Annotated in this window: 24 protein-coding genes and 1 tRNA gene; 15 read left to right on the top strand and 10 right to left on the bottom strand. The window is 66.3% G+C overall.

All coding sequences use genetic code 11. From position 1 onward, the window contains the following. Positions 1-3 precede the first annotated feature (3 nt). The 6 genes from OG905_RS18900 (at position 4) to OG905_RS18875 (ending at position 5,921) form a co-directional block, all read left to right on the top strand. Positions 4-687 (top strand): SAM-dependent methyltransferase, encoded by a 684-nt coding sequence (locus tag OG905_RS18900; RefSeq protein ID WP_328673449.1) that lies wholly within the window; start codon positions 4-6, stop codon positions 685-687. Next, on the top strand, positions 684-1,562 hold the full coding sequence (locus tag OG905_RS18895) for a bifunctional DNA primase/polymerase (protein WP_328673448.1): 879 nt from the start codon (positions 684-686) through the stop codon (positions 1,560-1,562). The genes OG905_RS18900 and OG905_RS18895 overlap by 4 nt, the downstream gene beginning before the upstream one ends. Before the next feature lie 325 nt (positions 1,563-1,887). Further along, positions 1,888-2,181, top strand: a complete 294-nt coding sequence (locus OG905_RS18890; protein ID WP_328673446.1) for a hypothetical protein — start codon at positions 1,888-1,890, stop codon at positions 2,179-2,181. Then, the gene (locus OG905_RS18885; RefSeq protein ID WP_328673445.1) at positions 2,178-3,725 is read left to right on the top strand and encodes a YfjI family protein; all 1,548 of its coding nucleotides are present in this window, start codon (positions 2,178-2,180) and stop codon (positions 3,723-3,725) included. The genes OG905_RS18890 and OG905_RS18885 overlap by 4 nt, the downstream gene beginning before the upstream one ends. A 288-nt stretch (positions 3,726-4,013) precedes the next feature. Next, positions 4,014-4,358, top strand: coding sequence for a DNA-binding protein (locus OG905_RS18880; RefSeq protein ID WP_328673443.1), 345 nt, complete (start codon positions 4,014-4,016; stop codon positions 4,356-4,358). A 57-nt stretch (positions 4,359-4,415) separates the two neighbouring features. Next, entirely contained in the window at positions 4,416-5,921 is a 1,506-nt protein-coding gene (locus OG905_RS18875) for a LacI family DNA-binding transcriptional regulator (protein ID WP_328673441.1), read from the top strand. 111 nt (positions 5,922-6,032) lie between these two features. On the opposite strand, the gene OG905_RS18870 is transcribed toward OG905_RS18875, so the two are convergent. The 4 genes from OG905_RS18870 to mptB form a co-directional block, all read right to left on the bottom strand. Then, positions 6,033-6,106 (bottom strand) — tRNA-Pro (locus tag OG905_RS18870). An 89-nt stretch (positions 6,107-6,195) separates the two neighbouring features. After that, complete coding sequence (locus OG905_RS18865; RefSeq protein WP_328673439.1) at positions 6,196-7,122, bottom strand: metallophosphoesterase; 927 nt, start codon at positions 7,120-7,122, stop codon at positions 6,196-6,198. Then, positions 7,017-8,333, bottom strand: a complete 1,317-nt coding sequence (locus OG905_RS18860) for a glycosyltransferase 87 family protein (RefSeq protein WP_328682447.1) — start codon at positions 8,331-8,333, stop codon at positions 7,017-7,019. Before OG905_RS18860 ends, OG905_RS18865 begins: the two co-directional genes overlap by 106 nt. A gap of 67 nt (positions 8,334-8,400) precedes the next feature. Continuing rightward, the gene (gene mptB, locus OG905_RS18855) at positions 8,401-9,837 is read right to left on the bottom strand and encodes a polyprenol phosphomannose-dependent alpha 1,6 mannosyltransferase MptB (protein WP_328673438.1); all 1,437 of its coding nucleotides are present in this window, start codon (positions 9,835-9,837) and stop codon (positions 8,401-8,403) included. A 294-nt stretch (positions 9,838-10,131) separates the two neighbouring features. On the opposite strand from mptB, the gene cutA reads away from it, so the two are divergent. Continuing rightward, positions 10,132-10,452, top strand: coding sequence for a divalent-cation tolerance protein CutA (gene cutA, locus OG905_RS18850; protein WP_328673435.1), 321 nt, complete (start codon positions 10,132-10,134; stop codon positions 10,450-10,452). On the opposite strand, the gene OG905_RS18845 is transcribed toward cutA, so the two are convergent. Further along, positions 10,453-11,778: an XRE family transcriptional regulator gene (locus tag OG905_RS18845; RefSeq protein WP_328673434.1), complete on the bottom strand. Its 1,326-nt coding sequence runs from the start codon at positions 11,776-11,778 to the stop codon at positions 10,453-10,455. Between the two features lie 179 nt (positions 11,779-11,957). Here OG905_RS18845 and OG905_RS18840 point away from each other — a divergent pair, with 179 nt between their 5' ends. Beyond that, positions 11,958-12,389 carry an ATP-binding protein gene (locus tag OG905_RS18840; protein ID WP_328673433.1) on the top strand — a complete coding sequence of 144 codons (432 nt, stop codon included), beginning with the start codon at positions 11,958-11,960 and terminating at the stop codon, positions 12,387-12,389. A 107-nt stretch (positions 12,390-12,496) separates the two neighbouring features. Here the strand turns inward: OG905_RS18840 and OG905_RS18835 are convergent, their stop codons facing one another. Together OG905_RS18835 and OG905_RS18830 are read right to left on the bottom strand one after the other, a co-directional pair. Continuing rightward, positions 12,497-13,264, bottom strand: a complete 768-nt coding sequence (locus OG905_RS18835) for an IS5 family transposase (RefSeq protein WP_328673431.1) — start codon at positions 13,262-13,264, stop codon at positions 12,497-12,499. 103 nt (positions 13,265-13,367) lie between these two features. Continuing rightward, complete coding sequence (locus tag OG905_RS18830) at positions 13,368-13,874, bottom strand: DinB family protein (protein WP_328673429.1); 507 nt, start codon at positions 13,872-13,874, stop codon at positions 13,368-13,370. Between the two features lie 81 nt (positions 13,875-13,955). Between OG905_RS18830 and OG905_RS18825 the strand changes: the two genes are divergently transcribed. From OG905_RS18825 to OG905_RS18815, 3 genes are all read left to right on the top strand, one after another. After that, a complete protein-coding gene (locus OG905_RS18825; RefSeq protein WP_443044076.1) occupies positions 13,956-14,249 on the top strand; it encodes a DUF7848 domain-containing protein in 294 nt (97 codons plus the stop codon). A gap of 922 nt (positions 14,250-15,171) precedes the next feature. Beyond that, positions 15,172-15,774, top strand: coding sequence for a hypothetical protein (locus OG905_RS18820; protein WP_328673422.1), 603 nt, complete (start codon positions 15,172-15,174; stop codon positions 15,772-15,774). 1,075 nt (positions 15,775-16,849) lie between these two features. Further along, positions 16,850-17,227, top strand: coding sequence for a DUF5958 family protein (locus tag OG905_RS18815; protein WP_328673421.1), 378 nt, complete (start codon positions 16,850-16,852; stop codon positions 17,225-17,227). Between the two features lie 337 nt (positions 17,228-17,564). Here OG905_RS18815 and OG905_RS18810 read toward each other — a convergent pair whose 3' ends face one another. Together OG905_RS18810 and OG905_RS18805 are read right to left on the bottom strand one after the other, a co-directional pair. Beyond that, positions 17,565-18,155: a hypothetical protein gene (locus OG905_RS18810; RefSeq protein WP_328673419.1), complete on the bottom strand. Its 591-nt coding sequence runs from the start codon at positions 18,153-18,155 to the stop codon at positions 17,565-17,567. 267 nt (positions 18,156-18,422) lie between these two features. Next, positions 18,423-18,836, bottom strand: coding sequence for an SCO4402 family protein (locus OG905_RS18805; RefSeq protein ID WP_328673417.1), 414 nt, complete (start codon positions 18,834-18,836; stop codon positions 18,423-18,425). 308 nt (positions 18,837-19,144) lie between these two features. Here OG905_RS18805 and OG905_RS18800 point away from each other — a divergent pair, with 308 nt between their 5' ends. The 4 genes from OG905_RS18800 (at position 19,145) to OG905_RS18785 (ending at position 22,816) form a co-directional block, all read left to right on the top strand. Beyond that, positions 19,145-19,903 carry a DUF6928 family protein gene (locus tag OG905_RS18800; protein WP_328673415.1) on the top strand — a complete coding sequence of 253 codons (759 nt, stop codon included), beginning with the start codon at positions 19,145-19,147 and terminating at the stop codon, positions 19,901-19,903. 290 nt (positions 19,904-20,193) lie between these two features. Beyond that, positions 20,194-20,565, top strand: coding sequence for a hypothetical protein (locus OG905_RS18795; RefSeq protein ID WP_328673413.1), 372 nt, complete (start codon positions 20,194-20,196; stop codon positions 20,563-20,565). A 257-nt stretch (positions 20,566-20,822) separates the two neighbouring features. After that, on the top strand, positions 20,823-21,353 hold the full coding sequence (locus OG905_RS18790) for a proline dehydrogenase (protein WP_328673411.1): 531 nt from the start codon (positions 20,823-20,825) through the stop codon (positions 21,351-21,353). Positions 21,354-21,835: 482 nt separating this feature from the next. Then, a complete protein-coding gene (locus tag OG905_RS18785) occupies positions 21,836-22,816 on the top strand; it encodes a restriction endonuclease (RefSeq protein WP_328673409.1) in 981 nt (326 codons plus the stop codon). 102 nt (positions 22,817-22,918) lie between these two features. Here OG905_RS18785 and OG905_RS18780 read toward each other — a convergent pair whose 3' ends face one another. Further along, complete coding sequence (locus tag OG905_RS18780) at positions 22,919-23,791, bottom strand: hypothetical protein (protein WP_328673407.1); 873 nt, start codon at positions 23,789-23,791, stop codon at positions 22,919-22,921. Positions 23,792-24,115: the final 324 nt, after the last annotated feature.

Raw genomic sequence — 24,115 nt, 5'->3', positions numbered from 1 at the left:
AGCATGACCCAACCCACCGACATCCGGCGAGTGCGCGGCTTAAGGCCGCGTCTGCTGGACGCGTTCTGCTGCCAGGGCGGCGCCGGCAAGGGCTACTCAGATGCCGGGTTCGACGTCACCGGCATCGACATCGCCCCGCAGCCCCGCTACCCCTTCACCTTCGTCCAGGCCGAGGCCGTGGCGTTCATCCGCGAGCACGGTGCGGAGTTCGACTTCATCCACGCCTCACCCCCGTGCCAGCACGACAGCGAGTGCCAGCGCATCCGCGGTAACCCCCACCCTGACCTGATCGCCCCCACCCGCGCCGCCCTGGAATCCACCGGGCGCCCGTGGGTGATCGAGAACGTCAGGGGCGCCGTGCCCAAGCTCCGCGAGCCCGTGATGCTGTGCGGCTCCATGTTCGGGCTTGAGACCTACCGGCACCGCTACTTCGAGACCGGCAGCGGCTGCACCCTGACCCAGCCTGCGCATCCCGGACACGTGACGCCCCAGGCCAAGATGGGGCGCCCCGTACCGCCGGGGTACTTCGGGCAGTACATCGGCAACTTCTCCGGCGTCGGCCGGGCCCGCGCGGTCATGCGCGTGCCGTGGATGAACCGGGACGGCATCCGCGAATGCGTCCCCCCGGCCTACTCCCAGTGGATCGCCACCCAATTCCTCACCCTCGAAGGGAGGACCGCCGCATGACCGCCAACCGCAGCCACCTGCGCACCGCACTGGAGTTGGCCGGGTCCGGTGTGCCGCCGCTGCCCCTGCGCAAGGGCAAGGCCCCTTTCGGGAACTGCCCGGCATGCGCCAAGAACGCCTGCGGTGGCCGGCCGAACATGAAGACCCCCGGCCCCTGCACCTGCTCGGCGCCCTGCCACGGCTGGGCCGCCGCTACCACCAACCTCCACGTCATCAACTCGCCGACGTGGGAGCGGGTGTGGCGAGAAGCGGCAGCGGTTGCCTACCACCCCGGCGGCGCCGGCCTCACCGTCGTCGACCTGGACTCCCCGGCCGCCGTTGCCTGGGCCCGGCAGAGTCTGCCCGCCACCCGGATCGTGCTGACGACGCGCGGTGAGCACTGGCTCTACCGGGGCGCCATGCCGTCGTCCAGCGCGGTCCGGCCGGGCGTGGACATCAAATCGCGCATGTCCTATACCCGTTGGCTCGGCCCCGGCACCGGCCGCATGGTCGACCTGCCGACAGCCGTGCGCGCCTTGGTCGTGAGGGAAGAGGCCACCCGCGCGCCCGGGAGGGTGGCCTCTTCGTCTCCCGTCTGCACCACATGGGACCGGGTCGTCGCAACCGGGTGCCGCCACACCGAACGCTACGTACGCACTGGCATCGAGCACGGCCTCGCGTTGGTGCGCAGCCACACCGAATCCGGCGCCGGAGCACAGGCGTTCCAAGTGGCTCGCTTCCTGAAGACGCAGCACGGCCGGTGTCCCGGGCCGTGCGGACTGGCCGTACTCGGGGAACGGATCGTGGCTGCCGCTGTCTCCGTCGGGGTGCCGGAGGCCTACGCCCGCCGCGCGGTCGCCAACGGCCTTGAGGCGGCTGTGGAGCGCACGGTATGAACAAAACATCCCTAATCGCCCCGAACAGCCCACAGGGCGCCCTGCAGGGCCCGCTACGGGCGGCCGTGGGCGCCCCGAAGGGCGTCGCCGAAGGCGTCCCCGTTGCTGTTCGCCCTGACCCGCGCCCGAGTGACGGCCGCTACCCCGTTGCGTGGATGGCGATCTGCGCCCCGCGGGGGGCTATCCCCTCGGCCACCTCGAAATGCCTGTGTGGCAGGGACCGTAGCGCGATTGGCAAGCCACGCGTACTGGCCCTGATCGCCGACCACGAGTCCCACCGCGACACCTGCCCGCTGCGCACTACCCAGGAAGGGAGGGCCGCCGCATGACCGACGTCATCGACGGCGCCGCGCTGCTCGCCGAGATTCATCGACTCAAGGCCCGTATCCGAGAACTGGAGAGTCCTGCCATCGACGCAAAGCGCGCCGAGATCCGCAGCAGCTACATCGAGCTCATCTCCCAGGCCGAGCAGGACCGCGACTACGAGGGCGTGTTCGGCGTCCAGGGCCTTCTCCGTGAACGCGAGGAGCGGTGGGCGGCCGAGGACTCGGCAGCCAGGCAGTTCACCGCAACGGTCGTCAGCACTGAAGCACCCCAGAACATGAGGGCCGCCGCATGACGACCAACGACGCAGGCCCGGATCTGTGGGAGGGGTTCGAGCACATCGAACCCGAGCAGATCACCGGCCCCGCCTGGGATGAACCCGTTCCCCTGCGGGTTCGCCCGCCGCTCCCGGACTTCCCCGTGAACGTCCTCCCCGCCTGGTTGGGCAGCATGGTGCGCGGTGTCGCCGAGGAGACCCAGACCCCGGCGGACCTAGCCGGATGCCTGGCCCTGGCGGTCCTCGCCACCGCCGCCGGCGGGCGCGTCAAGGTGTGCGTACGCGGTCACTGGCGGGAGCCCGTGAACATCTACACCGCCATCGCACTGCCCCCTGGCAACCGGAAGTCCGCCGTATTCGACCTCATGGTTCAACCACTGCTCGATGCGGAGAAGGCTCTGATCGAACTCTCCGGACCCGTGAGGGCGGAGGCCGAGACCCTGGCGAGGCTGGCCAAGTCGGCAGCCGAGAAGGCCGCTGGCAAGGCGGCCAACGCGGAGCCCGAACACCGCGACACCCTGACCGCCGAGGCCGTCCAACTGGCTCAGGACGCAGACAAGATGACGGTTCCCGCCGAACCGCAACTCGTCGCGGACGATGTGACGCCGGAAAACGTCGGGACACTCCTGGACGAGCAGGGCGGGCGCATCTCCTGCCTGAGTGCTGAGGGGGAGCTGTTCGACATCATCGCCGGGCGCTACACGGGCAAGCCCAACATGGGCATGTTCCTCAAGGGCCACGCAGGGGACATGCTCCGGGTCAACCGGCAGGGCCGCAGTGCTCAGCACGTCGACTCCCCGGCAGTCACGATCGGCCTGGCAGTGCAGCCGGAAGTTCTGGACGCACTTAGCCGCATCGACGGAGCAGACGGGCGCGGACTCCTTGCCCGCTTCCTCTACTCCAAGCCCCTGTCCCTGGTCGGCTCCCGGAGCCTGACGCCCGCACTGTTGGACGAGCAGGTGGCCGCCACCTACGCCAAGCACTTGGCGGGTCTGACGCTCGCCCTGGCGGACTGGACCGACCCCGCCCTCATCCAGCTCACCCCCGAAGCCGACGCCGTCCTGCTGGCCTACCAGAAGGTCACCGAGTCGCGTCTCGGCCCGGACGGGAGCTTCGCTCCGATCGTGAAATGGGCGTCCAAGCGGGACGGCGCCGTGGCCCGCATCGCCGGCCTCCTGCACCTCGCCGCTCACCCCGAGGACGGGTGGCACAAGCCCATCGAGGCATCCACCATGGCCGCCGCTACTGAACTGGGCGTCTACTTCACCGCGCACGCCTTGGACGTGTTCAGCGTCATGAGTGCCGACCCCGCCCACGAATCCGCGGTGACCGTCCTTGCACAGCTCGTCTCCAGCAACCCCGCACAGTTCACCAAACGGGAGCTGTTCCGGATGCTGCGTCGGGCGGACTTCCCCGCCATCAGCGACCTGGACCCCGCCCTCGCCCTGCTCGAAGAGCACGGCTGGATCCGGCAGCAGCCGCCGCCCCCGCGCACCGGTCGCGGCGGCCGGCCGCCCTCGCCTCGCTTCGAGACCCACCCGCGCATCGCGCGCGGAGCCTGACAGAACCCCCAGGCCGCTGACAGAACTGACACAACCGCCCGAACAAGCCGTTGACCTGCACGAACGACCATGATCGCGGTTTTGACAGAACTCAATTAAAACTCGACAGAACCCCCGGCAGCGCCGCGCGGGTCCTGTGACAGAACCCCCCTGACGAGGTTCTGTCAGCAATTAATTCAGTTCTGTCAAAGATCCAGAAAGCATCAAAACCGCAGGTCAACGGCTTGCAGGCGAGGTTCTGTCAATTCTGTCACTGGATCCCGCTTCCTCGTGAGGAGTCACCGCTACATGAGCACCGCTCCGCGACTGGAACCCCCGGCCCTTCCCCCGGTCTACCTCCCGAGCGACATCGCCAAGGCCCTCCACTGCTCGGAGTGGTGGGTGAAGGAACAAGCTCGCAGGGGACGCATCCCCTTCACCAAGCCCGCAGGGAGCTACCGGTTCACGGCCGAGCACTTCGCCGAGATCATGCGCATCTTCGAGAGCCGCCCCGCCGAAAGCTATGACGCTCCTGCGCCGGCAAAACAAGCACCACGGCGCAGGGCGACGACAACGGCGGCGTCCGTCACCTCCCTGAAGGCAAGGACCCCACGCAGGGCGCGTGGCGGCCAACCGCAGTCCAGCGCAGCCTGATTCCGCGTGCCGCCCGGCCCTTGAGCCGGGCGGCACGCCCGTTCATAGGAGAACAACGTGGGTTATGCCGAGAGTCTCGGCAACTACTGGCGCGGCCGGTACAAGCTGGCGCCGGGCAAGTACGGCACTGTCCGCGATGCCGATGGCGATGCCATCCGCTTCCGGACCAAGGCTGCGGCAAAGAAGGCGGCTGACGCCGAAGAAGCGAAACTGTTGGCCGGAACGAAGAAAGCACCGCCTGAGCGGATCACCTTCGGTGCCTACGTCAACCGCTGGTATGCCGCACAGGACTTGGCGGCATCCACCATGCAGAACTACCGGCGGCACATCGAAGAGCATCTGCTCCCCGCATTCGAGGATTCCGCCGTCGCTGACATTCTGAGCACCGACATTGCCGCTTGGGAGAAGCGCGAACGTGCCGTGCCCTATGCGGCATCCAGCGTCAAGACATGGCGGGCGACACTGCACCTGATCCTTGCCGACGCTGTTGATGAGGGACTGCGCGACTCCAACCCGGCAACAAAGCGCCGTGGACGAGGAAAGCGTGCCGGCCGCTCACGTAACCGTGGCCCGGAGAAGGCAGTCACGACTGCACTCGGCGTCCTGCTGCTCGCCGAGAGAATGGCGCTGCTGTCCGGCCGCGACGACGAGTTCGTTGCCGGCATCATCAAGGGCTACACCGGCGTGCGCTGGGGCGAGATCGTCGGCCTTGAGACCGAGTTCGTACGGCCCAAGAGCATTCGCGTGGAATGGCAGCTATACGAACTGGACACCGGCGAACTGCACCGCTGCCCGCCCAAGGACGATTCTTACCGCGACATCGACACTCCGGATTTCCTCGCCTCGCTGCTTGCCAGCCACATCGCCCGGAGGAGACCGAAGCCTTGCGAGTGCCACGGACTGGCCTACGTCTTCCGCGGACATGGAACCGCCAATGGGTCCGTGAGCCGCCCTGGGGCGAAGCTGGTCGACGTGGCGCGCCGCTGCGGCGTATCGACCGGCACTGCCTCCAACGTCCTCAACCGCCCGGATGCTGTGGCGGAGCCGACTCGCCTGATCGTGCTGGAAGCCGTCAGTGATCTCGGGTACATCCGCAACGCCGCATCGGGGGAGTTGGCTGCTCACTGGCGGCGCTCCGGTTTCGCCACGTGGCTCTTTCGGCCGGCCGCGACAGGGCGGTACCCGGGGCGGGGCAGTCAGGAAGAGCGGCCGGTGCCTGTCGTTGCTGAGCCTTGGCCTGGCATCCCGGCGCGCGGGCGAGGAGCCTCCAAGCGGGCTGAGGTGTGCTGGGTGCCGATCGCTCCGGGACTGACTCCGCACGGGTTGCGTCACACGCACAAGACTCTGATGAGGGAGGTGGGGACCCCGCCGAAGCTCATGGACGAACGCATGGGCCATGAGGATGGCTCCGTCCAGTCGCGCTACGACCACATCACGCCAGGAATGCGGCAGGCGCTGATGACCGCGCTCACCGGGATGTGGGAGGAAGCGCTGGACGCACGCCGGGAGATGAGTCACGGCTCGCCCGTGGCTGCTCTGGATGCGTTGCTGAAAGCGCGCTGATCTGGAGACAGATTCCAAGATCTTCTCCAGGATTTCTCCAGAGAGCCCCTGGAGAACGAGTCAGGCCCGGTGCTGAAGTATCAGCACCGGGCCTGACCTGCAATTTAGCTGTCGGGGTGGCGGGATTTGAACCCACGACCTCTTCGTCCCGAACGAAGCGCGCTGCCAAGCTGCGCTACACCCCGATGTCACCGCTGTCGCGGCGACATCGATTACTTTAGCCCACCCGCGCCCCTGGACGAAATCCGGTTTTCGCGCACCTACCGGGGCCGTCTCAGTCCCGCGCCACCAGTGTGAGCAGCGTCGCTTCCGGTGGGCACGCGAACCTCACCGGCGTGTAGCGGTTCGCGCCGCAGCCCGCCGAGACGTGCAGGTAGGAGACGTTTCCGGCGTTCTGGTGGGTCGAGAGGCCCTTGACGCGGGCCGCGTCCAGGTCGCAGTTGGTGACGAGGGCGCCGTAGAAGGGGATGCACAGCTGGCCGCCGTGGGTGTGGCCCGCCAGGATCAGGGGGTAGCCGTCCGCCGTGAAGGCGTCGAGCGTGCGCAGGTACGGGGCGTGGACCACGGCCAGGGAGAGGTCGGCGGCCGTGTCCGGGCCGCCGGCGACGCGGTCGTAGCGGTCGCGTTTGATGTGCGGGTCGTCGAGGCCCGTGAACGCGAGCTCGTAGCCGTCGAGCTTCAGGCTGCCGCGGCTGTTGGTCAGGTTCACCCAGCCCGCCGTGTCGAAGGCGTCGCGCAGCTCTTCCCACGGGTTGTGGACCACGCCGACCGCCGCGGAGTTGCCGTTCAGGCCGTGTCGGCCCTGGGCCTTCTCGATCAGATAGCGGGCCGGGTTGCGGAGCATGGGGCCGTAGTAGTCGTTCGAGCCGAAGACGTAGACGCCGGGGTATTCGAGAAGCGGGCCGAGGGCGTCGAGGACTTCGGGTACGCCGTCCGTGTCGGACAGGTTGTCGCCGGTGTTGACCACGAAGTCCGGGCGCAGGCCCGCCAGGGACTGGAGCCATGCCCGTTTCTTGCGCTGGCCGCACACCATGTGGATGTCGGAGACCTGGAGTACGCGCAGCGGGCGCATCCCGTGCGGCAGGACGGGAACCGTCAGCCGTCGGAGGCGGAAGGAGCGGGCCTCGAAGCCGGCGGCGTAGGCGAGGCCGGCTGCGCCGACTGCCGTGATTCCCAGGGGTACTCCGTAGCGTGCGCGCATGCGCCCATCGTTGCAGATCCGGCGTGGTGGGGGAGCGGGCGGGCGGCGGCCGCCCCTTCCCGCAGGGGGAGCGCGATGAGCAGACCGAGGCAGATCCAGACGTACGTATTGCTGCCGACGAAGCCGTCGATGCCCGTCGCGTCCCAGCTCCACAGCCATACGACGCTGCTGCACAGGATGACGTAGATCGCGCCCGCCCAGCGCAGCAGGCGGCGCCGTCTCGGGTCACCCTTCTGAAGGCGCAGCCCCGCGTCGATGAGGACGGCCAGTGCCGGGAACACCCAGACCAGGTGGTGCACCCAGGTGACCGGGCTGATGAGGCAGGCCGTGAGGCCGGTCACGGCGAAGCCCGCGAGTTCGTCTCCGGCGGCCACGGCCCGGCGGGCGCGCCAGGCCCAGAGGCAGAGGATCACGATCACGCCGAGCGCCCAGACCGTGCGGCTGGGGGCGTCGGGTTCCGAGAGCCGGGCGACGACTCCCTGCCAGGACTGGTTGGAGACGTACGCGAGCGAGCCGACCCGGTCCGTGTTCCACATCGCCTCGGTCCAGTAGACCCGCGAGGCGTCGGGCGCCACCCACATGGCGAGCAGTGTGGCGCCGGTCGCGACGCCCGTGGCGGTGGCGGCGGCTCGCCAGCGGCGGGTGACCAGGAGGTAGCCGATGAAGACGGCCGGGGTGAGCTTGATGGCGGCGGCCAGGCCGATGCCGAAGCCCGCGAAGCGGCCGCGGCCCGTGGACAGGAGCCAGGCGTCGGACAGTACGAGCGCCAGGAGCAGCAGATTGACCTGGCCGAAGCTGAAGGTGTCGCGGACGGGCTCCAGCAGGACGAACAGACAGCCCGCGACGGCGAACGTGAACCACCGGCTCCAGCCCTGCCGCCGCACGACGGTTCCGGCCGAGCAGTACAGCACCGCTCCCGCGGCCGCGAGGTTGAGCAGCACGCTGATCGCGACGGCGCTCTGCCAGTCGACCAGGGTCATCGGCAGCATGCACACGGCGGCGAACGGCGGGTAGGTGAAGCCGTAGTGCGTCCCCGGGACCAGATAGTCGTAGATGCGTCCGCCGTCGGTCCACGACTCGACGGTTCCGTAGTACACGCCGAGGTCGAACCAGTCCCGGTGCAGCGGGACCGTGGCCAGGAAGAGTCCGACGGCGGTCGCCAGCCCCCCGACGAGGGACAGCCGTCCGCGCGTGGTCGTCGGCCAGGTCATGGCTGTGGATCTGGTCATCGACATGTGGTGCTCCCTGGCCTCATCCGGCGGCTCCCCGGCCTCTTCGTCATGCGGCGCTCCCCAGCGGGTCCGTCCCGGTGCGGGCCGCGGCGCGCTCCGTCATGCGGTGGGCGCACCACAGCGCGAGCACGGCGAGGACTCCGCCGCAGGTCGCCAGCGCCACCTGCGGTCCCTCGGGCGCGAAGCCGCTCGGCAGTACGGCCAGGGCAAGGACTCCGCTCGCGACGGCGACCGTCCGGCGCACCCAACTGTCGGGTCCGGCCGCGGCTATCAGGAACAGCCCCCACAGCACGTACCAGGGCCTTATCGCCGGTCCGAGGACGGCCACCGCGATCAGGCTCAGCCCGAGTGCGTACACCGGGCGCAGTCTGTGGTGGCGCCGCCATGCGAGCAGTACGGCCAGGGCGGTGGCGCCGAGGCCCGCCAAGTGCCAGGCGGGAGCGGCGAATTGGGCGAGCCCGCTGCCCGCGTTCTCCAGCAGTGCGCCGGTCATGCGGCCGAGAGAGGAGGTGAGCGACCAGTTCTGTGGCGAGACCGGGGTGTCCAGGGCGCCTATCCATCCGTATCCGGTGCCTGTCAGGGCGGTGGTCACCGCCGTGGTGGCCGCGCTGATCCCCAGGACCGCCGCCGCGGCCTTCACCCGTGGCGTACGGCCGTCGAGCTGCCGGGCCCAGAGCAGGGCGACGGCCAGCAGCCCGAGCGCGGCGGGCGCTTTCACCAGGGCCGCGAGCGTGACCAGGACGACCGCGACGATCGGCCAGCGCCCCAGCGCCGCCACCAGACCGGCACCCAGCAGGCCGAGCATGATCGCGTCATTGTGGGCGCCGCCGACGAGATGGAGCAGCACCAGCGGATTGAGCGCCCCGAGCCAGAGCGCGGCTGCCGGGTCCGCCCCGCAGTGCCGCGCCAGCGTGGGCAGGCAGCAGACCATCACGGCGACCCCGAGCAGGGCGACGAGCCGCATCCCGAGCACGCCGGTGAAGACTTCGCTGCGGGTGAAGTCGGTGATGGCCCGGGCGCAGGCGAGGAAGAGCGGTCCGTACGGAGTCGGGGTGTGCTGCCACAGCGGCGCCACCTCGGCGGGCAGAGGTCCGCCGAGCCGCGAGGGCCCGTGCGTGTACACGTCTATCTGTGCGTCGACCATGGCGCCCTGCGCGAGATAGCTGTACACGTCCCGGCTGAACAGCGGCGGCGTAAGCAGCAGCGGGGCCGCCCACAGCCCGAGCGTGAGCAGCAGGGTGCGCCGCCCGGGCGGCTTGGGCCCGCGGACCGCCCGCCCCAGCAGCGCCCAGGCCGCTACCAGCAGGACGAGTCCGAAGTACGCGGCGACCAGTCCGAGCGCGGCCCGGCCCGACTCCGGTGCGAGAGCATTCCGTACGGGCAGGGCGCCGGCGGTCACGCCGCCCGCGGCAAGCGCTGCCGAGCCCACCAGGCCGAGCAGTTGGCAGCGGCGGGTGTCGACGGAGACGGGGAGCACCAGCATCTGGGCAGCGTGTCAACGGGCGGTGTCCGAAAGGCGACGTCGTCATCGCCATCGTGCGGCCGCCATATGTCGGCAGTCTTACAAACATACGCACGAGGGGTTCCGCGGCCCTTCCGGGGCCCCGCCGCGAAATGCACGGGCCGGGACATCGACCCACCTGCCACACTGGATCCCATGACCAGAGTCAAGCCTCCTTCGTACTCTTTTTGTCGCGTTGTCGAGGCACGGGGGCTCTGAGCAGGACGCATCGCGAGCCCTGGATGGCGGGTCGTGCTCCGGCCTAGGCTTTCGCTCATGACTGAGTGCGTGCAGGTGTACACAGCGACGGAGAGCCGCGAGGCGGCGGTGGCACTGGCCAAGGGGGCGACAGAGGCACGTCTGGCTGCGGGTGCGCAGGTGGTTGGCCCCGTGGCGTCGCTGTTCTGGCACCTGGGCGAGTTCGGTGAGGGTGAGGAGTGGCAGGTGATCTTCAAGACAACGGTGGCTCGGTACCCCGAACTTGAGGCACATCTGCTGGAGCATCACCCGTGGAAGAACCCTGAGATCAATGCGGTGGCCATCGTGGCGGGCTCTGCGGCGGGTCTGGACTGGATCGCTCGCAGCGTTGCTGAGTGATCACATGGCCGCGCGGTCCAGGAGTTCGGCGACGGGCGCGATGGTCCGGTGGGGCTGAAGCCTGAGCAGGAATTCGTTGGCGCGCTGCTGGGGCCGGACGGAGCCGATTCCGGTGGAGAGATCCATGGCCTTGGCGATCACGGTTGCTGATTGCTCGATCTCGCCTGCGTCCAGGTAGGCGTGTGCCAGCCAGGTGAGGTACAGCGACTTGTCGCGGGCGTGGGCGTCGTCGAAGTCGGCCAAGGCTGCTTCGAGGGCAGGCACGGCGCGGAGGGGGCGGTGCAGCTCGGTCCAGCAGCGCCCTTTCATGATCTGGAGCTCGCGGGTGTCGACCCAGGACGACCAGTCGGGCCCGGGGCGGTCGCTGCTTGTTCCTGTCAGAGCCTCTTCCGCCTGGCCGAGTGCTTGCTCGGTCTCCTTGGCCTGGCCTGCTTTGGCATGGGCCCACGCGCGACGTTCGAAGAGAAGGGCCCGGACTGTCGCAGGCGCGTCCGCGCTGGCTGTCGCGCACGAGGCGGCGGCTGTTGCCACCCCGGACGCGCCGATGCTGACCTGCTGATATGCGAGGAAGGCGAGCGAGTTACCCGCAAGCGCCGCATCTCGTGCCTCGGTCGCAGCCTGAAATGCCTTCTCGTAGAGGGTTGACGCCTCGGTCTGCCGCCCTGAGTCGAATGCGGCCCAGCCTGCCTGCTGTGCCTGCTCGGCCACCAGGCTCAGGAGCTGCCGACCCGTGGTCTCGGTGTAGGAGGCGTTGCGGAGGAGGTTCATGGTGGTGCCGAGCTCGGTGCGGTAGATGTGCCGAGTGTCGGCCCCGCCGAGTACGTCATCGAGACTGCGGAGACGGGTGGTGCGCCGCTGAAGGTGCTGCACCTCGCGCTGTCCGATGCGGCGGCCGGCCGGGGCTCCTGCCGCCATGGCGGCACCGGTGGCGATGCCTATGGAAGCTGCGAGGAACCTCCTGCGCTGCACTTCGTCTCCTTCGAGATCGACGGTTCCCAGATCATCGAACTCGGGAACATCCGCAATTCCTGGGGCGACACTCGCGAGGGGAGAGATCAGCTCCGGGCGGCTTGCAGGTGTGAGCGTTGCTGCCTGCTCCCACGGGCGCGGAGCCATCCCGATCATGTGGCCAGGGATAGCGAGGGCGTCTGCGATGTACGCAATCTTCTCGTAGGTGGTGATCGCGCCGTCGCCGCGCGCCAACTTCCCCACACGTTCCGGCTTGATGTCGCACGCGTCGGCGATTTTCAGAAAGCTGATCCCACCCCACTGCCGGGCCAGCTTGAAGACCTGCCCGAAGTCGTGGCGCTTCAGCGCAGCCTGCATGTCGGCCCGGCCAAGGACATGGGCCGGTAACGCCGTTGGTGAGAGGTCTCCTGACACGCGCTTCCTCGAATCTGCCTGGGCACAAGGAATATCAGCGATTCTCCGCGCGGAGTTTACCCATCATGGGTACCCCTATCGCCGGGAATCGATGACGCATTGAGACGTCCATCCTCGGAGACATGCAGAAGCGACAGGATGCGCTGAACAGCCTGGAAATGGTGTGCCGATGGGCTCGCCATCCTCGCTGCGTCGGCCTGGCCCGCGTCGAGCTGCGCAAGGCGCTCGCCGCCTGGGGCCTGGCGAAGATTGAGGACACGGCTCTCGTCGTGCTCTCGGAACTGGTCACGAACGCCGTCCGGCACGCGCACGTTTCGCCGGGGCGTGAGATCGAGACCCGTTTTCTGGTGGTCGGCGACGACCTCCGCATCGAGGTACACGACGCCGCTGATGGGTGGCCTCACAAGCACGTCGCCACCAATAGCTCGGAGTGCGGCCGAGGGCTCGTCCTGGTCAGCGTGCTTGCGGACCAGTGGGGCGTAAGCGAACGCGGTGGGGTCGGTAAGTCCGTGTGGGCTCTCATGGCGGTGCCGCCTCAGGACGGAGACAGCTGATGGACGCTACTCAGGGACCAGTGGAAGCTAGCGCGCTGACTAAGGGTTGTCCCGCAATGGATCTCCGAGTCGCTTCGGGTGGGTTGGCCGCTGTACGGGTCGGTCGCCTATCCGGCGAGGGCGAGGTTGTGCAGCCGGGCGATGCCGAGCATGGCGTGGTGAACTCCGTCGCCTTTGAGGCGGCAGTCGCGGAGGATCTTCCAGGTCTTCATGCGGGCGAAGACGTGTTCGACGCGTGCGCGGACCTGTTTGTGGGACTTGTTGTGCGCTTCCTTCCAGTCCGGAAGGTCTTCGCCCTTGCGTCGGCGGTGGGGCATGACGAGCCCCGTGCCGGGGTATCCGCCGTCGGCGATCGTCAGCGTCCTGCCGACGGCGGCTTTCGCGCCGGACTCGTCCCATGCCTTGCAGTCGTTGCGGTTGCCGGGCAAAGGCCGGCCGACCACGACGACCAGTCGGGTGTCGGCGTCGATGACGATCTGGTGGTTGGTGGAGTACCGATAGTTCTTGGACTGCTCCGCCACTGTGTGGTCCCGGGTCGGGACCAGGGTGCCGTCCACGATGAGCACGGTGTCCTTGGCGAACCGCTTGCGGGGCTGGAGCGCGAGCATCGGCCCGAGGTGGTCGATGATCCGGTCCGCTGCCGACTTGGACACCCCGAAGAGCGGGGCGAGCTGGCGCATCGTCAAGTTGGTGCGCCAGTACGCCGCGACCAGCACCAGACGGTCCTCCAGGGGCAGGCTCCACGGCCGGCCCCGCCGCACCGGATCTGCTCCTTCGCGACGCAGCGCGGTGACCAACTTGCTGAAGCAGCGCGGGCTCAGCCCGGTGAACGGCGCTATCCAAGACAGTTTTGACGCAGTGATCACAGCAGCCATGATGTGATCATCTCGTGGTGCTCGCCGGGTAGGGCCCGCGACGCTCCCTCTTCGGGTCCAGCGAATTGACACGGGTGTCCGTCGATCTGGGGCGCTCGGCTTTCTACTCGCCGACGGCTCCGTCGATCGCCTCGCGCAGCAGGTCGGCGTGGCCGTTGTGACGCGCGTACTCCTCGATCATGTGGGTGAGGACGTAGCGGAGTGAGATGGTCTCGCCGCGGAAGTCGACGGTGTTGTCGAGGGAGTTGAAGGAGGCGGCGACGGCGCGGGCGCGGGCGCACTCCTCGCGCCAGATCCCGAACGCCTCGCCGACGTCGGCGTCCTCGACGTGGAACTCGGCGAACGTGCCGTCGACCTCGCCGGGCCAAGGCGTCTTGACGTCCTCGGCGTTCACGATGAAGCGGAACCAGCTCCGCTCGACCGAAGCCGCGTGCCGCACCAGGCCAAGGAGCGTGAGCCCTGAGGTCGGTATCACCTTCTGCTTCAGCTGTTCGCCGGTCAGACCCGCGCATTTCATGGCCAGGGTCGCCCGCTGGTAGTCGAGGAACGAGGTGAGTGACGCACGGTCGTCGGCCACCTTCGAGGGGTATATGCGCTGGTCATCGTTCACCGGGTGATCATGGCAACGATGCGTTCTCGCAGGCACCCCCGGTCCGAAGCGTGGACACCGACGCCTACCTACCCACCGACGCTGAGGCCGGAGATCCATTGCGGGACAGCCCTTAGTCAGCCGGCGAGACCTCGCGCGGTTATTCGGTTCGCGGACTGGGCGTTGACCACAGACAAGCAGGGCAGCGGACCGGTCTACGAGGCTGAGTGCACGACGTGCGGCGAGTCCTCCGACGCGGCGGAAAGCAAGGACGAGCCCGAGCTGTGGTGTCTCCGGCATGCGGGTGCGCTCGGGCACACCGGCTTCCGTGGGGTCACGACGGCGTTCTTCCGCGCCACTCTGGTCAACGCGCGGAGTGGTGGTGCGGACTCATGAGGCAGCGCTTATTCGCCCTCGGATCGTCGTCTTCTGGATCGCGGTGTACGTGCCGTTGGCGGTGATCAGCGATCCCTATTCGTAAGCCTTTTGGTGTCTGGTCCGAGTAGACCGGATGCAGGCCGGACCGCCCCCTTGGCCTGGAAGCACTCGGGGGCGGTCCGGTTGGGGCGCAGAAGCAACCCCGGTGCCGATGGTACCGGGGCGGTCGTCGTGTCCATGATCGACGAGCCCTCTCATGGTCGGAGTTGAGCCAGCGACGGGGAAAGGGACTAGCGGATGCACGACCCAGAGGACGCAGGCTTCGAGAGCGAGCCGTTCGACCCTGACGACGTGGTTTGGGTACGTGAGGTCGATTACGTGGCTGGCTGGCGTGATGCGACGGAAGCCGGTGGGGAGTTGGCAGACGCGTTGGAGAGCGCGGGGTTCGACACGGCGGGACTCGAATGGCGAGCTCGGACGAGTGCGGACGGGGCGGGAAGGGTGCGCCTGGTGCTGTCGGCGGCAGCGGCTCATGACGTGGCTGCGTTGGTGCGAGCGGTCGCTCGGTTGGGCAAGGCGAGCTGAGCGAGCGGATTGCACCAGGGGCACCGCCTGGAGGGCTGAGCATGTAGCCAGCGAGCCAGGGGGCATTCTCAGTTGTGTGTCGTGCATTGCGAGTGCCCCCAGTGCGTGCCACTCACGTGCCCCAAGCCTGTTTGGCCGCGGGCCTACGGGAGCGCCCCCAACACGCTTTCCAAGTCTGTTGGGGGCGCTGAGCCTTGTGCAAGGTCGTTCACCAGCGTTCATTGGTGGCCGACCGGCCGATACTTGGTTCGAGTCCTACCTGAACGACGCTGAACGCAGCTGAATGAGACGGAAACTGAGACGGAGCGTGCCTAACCAGGTGACGACGAGTCCCCGTTGGCGTTAGCGTGCGGCGGTGATCAGCAATGAGGGGGAACGGCTGGGGGCGGAGGCCGCACGTCGCCTGGCACAGACGGGTCTCTACGAGTTCGAGCCTGGTCTGTCAGACGCCGAGTTCACGCGCATTGAGAGTGAGTACGGCTTCGAGTTCGCGGACGATCACCGAGCGTTCCTTGCGGCCGGCCTTCCCGTCAACGTTCCTCCGGAGGAGGGGCAGACGTGGACCAAGCCTTGGCCTGAGTGGCGCAGCGGGGACTTGGACAGGTTGCGCGATCAGCTCGGCTGGCCGGTTGAAGGCGTTCTCCTCAGTGTTAAGCACAACGGGTTCTGGTACGAGGGCTGGGGTGAGCGTCCGGTCGATCATGTAGCCGCCCTAGCCAAGGCTCGGCGCCACCTTGCAGATGTGCCGGTGCTCGTGCCCGTGTACGCCCACCGGTACCTTCCCGCCGGCCGAGGAACCTTTGGGCACCCGGTGCTCTCGATGTGGCAGACCGACATCATCTACTACGGGCTGGGCCTGGCCGACTACATGCACCAGGAGTTCGACGAGGCACGGGGCGACGTCGACGAGAGCTGGAACCCGAGAGCAACCGTCCCCTTCTGGCGGGATCTTGTCTGACTTCTGCGGTGCGCGAGGGCGGATCAGTGGGCGCTCTGAGCTTGGGAATCACCGGGTCCGAAGGCTGAGCAAGGGTGCTTGACCTGCTGTTATGGTGCTCACCGCCGTTGCTGGTCCAGAGCCTGGGAGCCCGTAGGTGACCGCGGCTGACCGTCCGATCGGGCATGCCTCGGGCACGGGCCTGCGCCTGGCTGGCGGAGTGGGAAGAGCTAACGTCTAACGTCGCACCCACTGTCGCAGCGTCCTCATGGCACGATCCTTGCGGAGACGGGTTGCCGGCCTTTCGCCTGGGCTCGTCATGAACGCCGCGACAGGGGTCCATCGCTTGCGTCCGCTGCGAGTTGTCCACCTCACCGCGGGGAAGTCCGTGATCTGCGTAATGCGCCCTCGTTCGATCACCCGCGTGCGTAGGTAGCCACGGATTACCAGTCGCGAGTGTTCATATGTCACGCCGAGCCGATATCCCCGCACTGCTAGGACTGCGAAACCGATCACGGCCAGACAAGCCGCGAGCTGCGCAACGGCGGTGTTGGCGTGCGCCAGGTACACACTGCAGACAACCGCCGGAACGGCTCCAAGGCCGCTGTTGGCGAGACGGTTCTGCGCGGCTAGTGATTGCTCCATGACGTTCCTCGTGTGGTCGAGTCAGCCGGCAGCCTACAGTCGGCGGTCCGCTCGACGTCTTGTGCACCAGTAGATGGCATTTCGCCGCCCGTTCCCCGACTACTGCCTTGTAAGCCTGGCGCCGATCGCAGGCCGGTCTTGGCTGGTCAACAGGCGTACAACAGAGTTGGGCCTGTCGGCGCTTGCCTGCACCGCCTCACACCCTAATTGACCGTGGCTGACCGCTGAATCTGGCACGGATCTGGCACGCGCGGCGTCGCCTCACCTGCCTTGTAAGTTCAACCAGAGGACGATGCAGTCCTGAACTGCTGTTCCCCGTGGCTACCCGCTAGATCGGGCACGGAAGGGGCATAGCTACCGCATAAATCCGTGCTGCTCACGGAGGGTCCCGGGCATAGCATCAGCCTGCTTGATCACGTGGGGGCGGGAGGCTGTGGTGTACGCACACGAGGTGATCCTCAACGAGCTCGCACAAGGGCTCAAACCGATGGCTGAGGGCGTTGAGTGGTTCGAGGGCCTCTCGGAGGATGACCAGCGCAAGGCTGTGCACGCGCTGGTGCTGTTCTGCGGGCAGGCCCGCGCGCGCGAGGACGATGTGCCGGAGAGCATTGCGCGCTCTGGCATTCGCCCCACTCACACGCCTGCCGTGATGCTCACGAAGTGGCGCTTTGGGATGGACCAACTTCCGGCGTATGAACTCACGAAGTCGTTTCGCCTTCTTGTTGCCCTCTTCAGCATCGCTGATAACCGCAGGCGGATGCTGTACTGCGCTGGCGGGTGCAGTCATGAGTGGCACCAGCTGTCAGCTCAGCCAAAACGATCAACATAAGCTGCTTCCTGCCCTGGGTCTTCTAGGGATCACGGCGACCTGGGTTTCGCTGGTCCAGGCGCTGGCCGCCCGCCCTTGACTAGTCGTCATTGGTCGTTGTTGGCCGCTGCCGATCGGTCTTGGACGGCCCAGAGAGGGCCCGGCCCCTGAACCGCGAGCACCGCTTTAGGAGCGTGGTGGGGCGAGTTGGGCCTGACCTGGGTATTGCTGGCTTCGGCGCCTGCGGCCCCTGGGCCCTGCAGACAGCCGCGGTTCCCCGTGAGTCCCCGCCCGATCTGGCACGGTTGTGGCACGGGGACCGCTGGTCCGTTGTTCTCAGATTCGGGCGTGCCTGGGGTCAGGCGTCGCGCCACGCTTCGAAGAATTGATTGCGCTCCTGTGCCGTTTCGAACTCCCGTCGACCGGCCAGTGCAACGCGCCATGCGCTCATCTCGGCGTCCCGTAGCCAGAGCTCGCCCCCGTACCGGCCACTGACGCCGATGGTGCCATTGCCGAGGGCCGAGCCGATGACCTCTGCCAAGTCAGTGCGCTGAGCTGGCGTCAGCTCCTCCAGGAAGCTCAGGACGCGGGAGGCGATGCCGCCCTCGTTACCGTCATGGATGCGGTCGAAGAAGGGACCGCCCATGTTGGCAGGATGGATGTTCCAGGCTGCGCTGCCGCCGGCGTCGCGGATGCGCTCCCAGAAGTCCTTCCCTTCTGTGGTTCCCGGCAACGGAAGTGCCGCGAACAGGTCGATCAAGTGACCGTTGGCGGCATGGCTGTAGGCGGTATCGCAGGTTGCAGCAGCGGCGATTCTGGCGACGTGGCTGGCAGTGAGGCCGCCATCTTCTGGCCAGTCAAGTGGGACGTTGAGCTTCTCGACGAGGTGCTGTTCTAGTTCGTCGTGCTCATCAGGCTGTTCGCTGCCGACACGCCGGTTCACGATCACGCTGTCCCCCTGGGGCTGCGGTCCGATACTCGGTCTGCCAGCATGCCAGCACCGGGAGTCTCGGCGTGGTTGGTTTCTGGACGAGTTGGCTCCCTATCGCGAGGCCCATGACTCGACCGAGCGACTGCTTCGTCCCGAAGCAACTCGCATGGGCCGCCGACCTTGGGCCAGCGCTTATCTGACCTGCTGCGACGGTCCGTGAGTGGCTGTGTTCGTCCGCCGCTGCCTGTCCGCGTTGTCACGCAGTTAGACACTCAACGCTGCGGCTCACGCTGCGGTGTTCAGATCGGCGTTGTGCAGCGCAGCAAGTTCCTTCAGGTCGTTCGCGACCATGACCTGAGAGAGACGACCCGCGACCGCTACGACCCTTGGCCAAGAGGGTGCCCGTAGATACTCCGCGTCGGTGTCGTTGGGTGCCTCGGCCGCCGCGGCGTTGAGCGTGATGCCCAGCTCACGCATGAGAGCGACCTCTTCGTCAGTTCTCAGACTGACTCCGAGGTAGCGCTCCGGCTCGTCGGCGTCGCAGAAGTCATCGAAGAGCGTGTGAAAGACGTGGTCCAGGTTCTCGAACACCTGCGGGTCCAGCCAGACGTCCTGCTGCCACGGCGGATTGGCCAGAGCCAGGACAACGGGTACGACGTGGACCCGGTGGTTCGCTATGAGACGGGCGTCTTCGCTCATGGGCCGAGCCTAGCGACGAGGCCCTGAGGTTGCGCCGTCATTTCCCGGGAGCCGAGTGGTAAGAAACACCCCATCTTGCCATACCGCTACCCCTGGGTGGAAACGCGATGGTGTGGGTCCTATGACCTGGGGTTTCGCTCCTGGCGGCTATAGCTCGACTGTCACTGCCGGTCGCTAGTGGTCGGCCTCGGGAAGCCTCGGACGGCCCAGAGACGGCCCAGCTGGGCAGGCAGGCTGAGTCCCCTTCCTTGTCAGTGCGTGCGGCTAGGGTGCCCCCACCATCACGGGCAACGCTCTGGGGAGAGGTTTTGGGAGCCAAGACGGGACTGCTGGTGTACGCGGACGGCGACGTGCCGGGGTTGCTGCGACGAGTGGGGGCCGCGGACCTTGATCGGACGGTCACCATGATGCGGCGGCTCTACCCGGGCTGGGAGATCGAGCAGTGCGAGGGCTCGAACCTCTGGGACGGCGTGTATCCACCGAAGGGGACGACGTACGCAGCGAGCTGGCCGGGTGTAGAGGTCATCGGTGATCAGGGGGTGATGATCGACGCCCCTTCCCAGCTCCCGGACCACCTCGTGGCGGCAAGCGTCGGACGGCGGCTCGTCCTGCACGCCATGCACAGCGTCGTCGACTGGCTCGGGTTCGCCGTGTGGGAGGACGGACGCCTCGTCCGCTCCCTGAGCCTGTCGCCGGACAGCGGAATCATCGAGAACGTCGGCGAACCGCTCCCCTTCGAACTGCCCTACTGGGCTGGGGACCGCCCGGCGGACATCGTTCCCTGGCCCGGCGAGGAGGAAGAGCCGTACGCCCTGCCCTTTCACCCCCTGGACCTCGGCGAAGACGCACTGCGGGCGCTCTGCGGGTTCATCCAGGAGGGGCTTCCCGAGCGCGATGACGTCGACGCGGACGCCATCGAGCTGTTCGGATTCCACGTGCGCGACCCACACGGGCCTGACCCCGCAGAGCAGGAAGCGGAGCTGCGCAGAGCCGTGGAAGCCATGGATCCGCCGCGCTTCTACACACTGAGCCCTGACGGCTCACTGGTCGAGCGCAACGGCCTTTAGCTCACGATCTCTTCGTCCCGAAGCAACTTGAGCGAGGCTCTGCCTTGCGACGGTGTGGCTCTAAGCTGCTGGGATGGTCCGTGGGTTTGCGTGGGCGTCCGCCGGTGTTTGTCGGCGTTGTCACGCAGTTACACACTCATGGGTCTGGCGTAGTCGTAGTCCGGGCCGATCTGGGCTCCCAAGGGGATCTGCCCCGCCACGCAGCGAGCCAAATGCCGGAAGGTCCTCACCACCCGCGTCATCCGTCCACAACCTCCTGAGACAGAGCGGCCAGCGGGCAACATGGCCTCATGACAAAACTGTCCGTCCCGTCGGTCCGTCGTGCCTCCTCTGGTTCAGTGCTGTCGTTGTGGTCACAGGACTCTGTGTTGTCGATCGGCTCAGTAGGATCGGTGCTGTCCGTGGGGTCCGTTGGTTCGGCCTTGTCAGTCGGCTCGATCGGAAGTGCCCTGTCGGTCGGCTCAATCGGTTCCTCCCTGTCGCTGATCTCAACCGGGTCGTGGCTGAGTACAGGATCGTTGTTTTCCGCGCAGTCGCGGTGGTCGGTGCTGTCCTGGCGTTCCTCTCGCGGTTTCCTGGCCGCGGGAGCGGTAGGGGCAGCGACCGGAGGCGCCCTGCTGTTGGCCCAGATGCTGTACAAGGCCGAAACCGGCACCGAATAGCCTTGATCAGGTTGAGAGGATATTTCGCTCGGCGTTTCAGAACGGGAATGATTGCTTGGTCCCGTGACGCAAGGTCGCGCCGGAAGATGGTGCTCTCGTCGGCGAGGCGGCGGGTCATCAGGTCGGTCATCGCGGGGTGGGTCACGGCTTCGGAGGGCGCGGGCAGGATCTCGTAGCGCAGGCAGGCCGACATCGATCTCTGTACCTCAGCTCCGATCGGCGGCCAACTAAGGTCTGGCCGTAGGAAGAATGGGGCTATGGATGCTGGACTCACCGCACTGTTCGGTGCCGCCGTAGGCTCACTCGCCACCCTCGGCTCCGCGATGGTCACCGGGCGCGCGGCGGCGCGCTCGCAGTTCGGCCAGTGGCGCCGGCAGCATCGCCGGGACGCCTACGCGAACTACCTGGCCGCGGTGTACGACCGCGATGTCGCCCTGGATGCCGTGCGCGACGCGCTGGGGGCGGACCAGCCGGACCTGCGGGAAGTCGACGAGAAGATGGAGCGCTTTGCCGCCCAGGTTCGCGGCGTTCACCGAGCCGCCGAGTTCGTCATCCTCGAAGGTCCGGCGTCCGTAGTGGAGGCGCTCTACCGCGTGGTCCACTCGGCCGACGATCTCGCCGAAGTCATACGGCGCATGGCGCGTGATGCCCGTGAAGGGGACACCTCTCGCAAGGTCGCGGACGCCGCGCTTGCCGCCGAACGGGACCACCCCTTGCACCAGGCCGTGAAGGGCCTCCGCACGGCGGCGGCCGACGTCCTCGGCGACAGCCGGATACGCGTCTACTAGTGACTCGGGCCCACCGGCAGGGCCCTGTCCGTTGCCGCCCAACTCCTCAGAAGAGCGTCAGCCGTTGGCGCTTCGCGGCCCGTGGGCCACGCGTACTCGTCCATCGTCAGATCATGACTGCGCAAGGTATCGCGATCACTGCTTTGTAAGCCTGGCGCCGATCACAAGCCGGTCTTGGCTGGTCAACAGGCAAACAACAGCGCTGAGCCAGGCGGCGCTAGCCTGCACCGCCGCGGACCCCAATTGACCGTGACTGACCGCTCGATCTGGCACGGATCTGGCACGCGCAGCGTTGCCGACACCTGCCTTGCAAGTTCGATCAGACGGTCGCCGTAGAGCCTCTGTCCGCGCGCCGGTGAGCCGCTTCCGATCGCCCAACGCACGGCGAAGCAGGATTGACCGATGACCTGCGTGGGCCCTTTGGAGGGCCGTAGGCTGGTCCGGCAGCCTCAGACTGAAGCCAGCTGCCACAGGCGGGGAGTATGTCACATTCGTCACCAGGTCCCGAATTTCGCGAAGCCGAATTTATCCAGTTCCTGGTTGAGCTGCTACGCAGATCTGGATACCAGAACGCTCAGCCAGAGGCGGCCGTGGGTGGGAATAAACGCGTCGATATTGTCGTAGACTCACCGGATGAGATCTTCCTGATCGAGGTGAAGAGAAGCTCCCCACAGACAGAGCGGCGAGTCAGGGAAAGTGTGGCGCAGTTGAAGCACTACTCTTCTCTCGCCTCGAATGAGGCGTACGCCGGTCGACCTCAAAAGCTTGTCCTGGCAATTCCGGGAAACCTGACGATGAGCACGATAGGAGCGCTATCCCGGGAAGGTATTACAGTCTGGGATGGGGCTTGGATCGCCGAGAAGGCGGTGGCAGTTGGACTCGCTGCCGACGCCGCAAGGTTCCTAAGCGAGGAACACTTTGCCAGCAGTCCAGAGGATCAGTTGCCAGGCATGGCCGAAAGGCTTGCCCAATTGGCGCCTGGACGCCCAGCCTGGTCGGCCTATCAGAGGCTATGCCGAGAAATCGCAGAATTCCTCTTCTGCCCACCCTTGCGATCTGCAATCTGGGAGAGTGCCAATGAGGCAGAAATAAACAAAAGAGACTTCATCTTGCCAAACTATGCCACGGAAGGCTTTTGGAAGTTCCTGAGAGACGAGTATCGAGCACACTATGTAGTGGTTGATGCCAAGAATTACAGAGATGGAATCGAAAAGGAACAGGTTCTTCAGATTGCCAACTATCTCTCACGCCACGGGACCGGTCTGTTTGCACTTATTATGACCCGCAATGAAGCGAAGCAGTCTGCCCTGTATACGATGAGAGAGCAATGGATTCTCCATAACAAGATGATCGTGGTGCTCCACGATCGCGACATCATGCAAATGCTGACCGACAAGTCATTCGGAAATGACCCAGCAGAGCTAGTGCGACAGAAGATCGAGGACTTCCGCTTGGGTATTTGAGGGCCCGAGTTTCCGGTCAGGAAAACCACAGGGTGATCTGTGGGATTTCGCGCTGCCAAATACAGCCCTCCTGGGGGTACGCCGTACAGCCGCAGAGAGGAGTCAGGTTCCTGAGTCAGCTTTACCGATATGACTCATGAGCGCTTGCAGCGTTGGCACAGCTGCGATCACTGCACCGCAAGCTGCAACCACAAGGTCCAAATATTCCGATGAACTCCCTTGCCAGTCCTTTGGATCCCATACAAGCTTGTCTACAGAAAATAGGCAGGCAATTCCGGCGGCGACGCTAACAACGAGCAGGCTCCACTGTGACTGATCCGAATCCGCCCGAAGTCCTTGGTCTCCGCGACGCACGAGTCGCGCCCAGATCAATCCCGCGTAAGCTGCAAATAGTGCTGCTAGTCCGACACGGTTCATGTATGGATACTTTACGTGAATTACGACAGGTACATTTCCTCCCATCGCCCGCGGATCGTCGAGGCTTGCCGCTCCGGAGTACGGCCCAAATTCACTGACTTCGCCATAACGAGGCGCAACACAAACGGTCAGGGTGACCGTTCGTCCACCGCGTCCAACCTGTGCGCTACTGGCTACCTGCCCTTCAGGAAGTGATACTCCGTCCGTCTGGCGGATCAGGTCGGTATTCGAGGTAGCAAGCCGCGCACCTGGGGCGAGCTTGGCACTTTCTGCCACGTTCATTCGCGCTGTAGCAGTCAAAATGCCATCACCGTCGAAACTTTTCGGAATGGTGATATCAATTCCAGCAGAGTCCTCGACTTCAGCAATTTTCAATGGACCAGGGCTCGCAATAACTCCCTCGTCCCCTTTGCATTTGACATTAGGGTTCTCACCTGTGGGGCTTACAGATGGTTCATTAATCACAAGAAAGCAGGTGGCTGCTGCCGCAAGTAGGAGGATTACAACATCCGCATAGTGTAACAGCATCCATTTCGTTAGATTCTTGATGGGTGGCACAGTCGCTCCCTCTTTGACGTAACAGCTTCTAGCGAAACATCAGTATGCGAGTCGATGTTTCAGTGAGAGCGGAGGATCGTTCTTTCTTGCGTGTCACCACGGATTCCGCAGAATCGCCGCTTCATAGAAGGGCAGGAGACCACCGCGGTTGACGTAGCGGCTTTGGGCGGGAGCTGCCATGGGGCGAGAGATCGGGGCCCGTAAGCTTTCCGCGACTCGGGCAGTCTCCTGACCTGCCCGCAATAGCCCGATGTGGGCCCCGATCTTCGAGGCTCGCCCCATGGCGGCTGCCTAAAGCCGCGGAGCCGACCGCCCCAGCCCCGG

This window comes from Streptomyces sp. NBC_00322, from assembly GCF_036147535.1.
Classification (GTDB): domain Bacteria; phylum Actinomycetota; class Actinomycetes; order Streptomycetales; family Streptomycetaceae; genus Streptomyces.
The sequence above is the reverse complement of the archived record's forward strand: the minus strand, read 5'-3'. Positions and strand labels throughout refer to the sequence as shown.